The sequence below is a fragment of the Paenibacillus marinisediminis genome, from assembly GCF_054343325.1.
The window spans coordinates 1-222 of the sequence record NZ_JBTGUH010000061.1 but is presented as its reverse complement, the minus strand read 5'-3'; the positions used below and the strand labels follow the sequence as shown (position 1 = coordinate 222).

The window sequence follows — 222 nt, the reverse complement described above, 5'->3', positions numbered from 1 at the left end:
GGAAGAGCCTAAACCAGAGAGCTTGCTCTCTGGGGTTGTGGGACGTCTCACATGGAGTTACAAAGTTCTCGATTAGTCGAACAGGTCTGGAAAGGCCGGCCATAGCAGGTAGGAAGGGGAGTGAAATAGAACCTGAAACCGTGTGCTTACAAGAAGTCAGAGCCCGATCTATGGGTGATGGCGTGCCTTTTGTAGAATGAACCGGCGAGTTACGTTTGCATG

At 50.9% G+C, this 222-nt stretch carries 1 rRNA gene; it reads left to right on the top strand.

Annotation, left to right across the window (positions count from 1 at the left end):
• Positions 1 to 222 (top strand): 23S ribosomal RNA (locus ACXX53_RS23260); the annotation flags it as partial.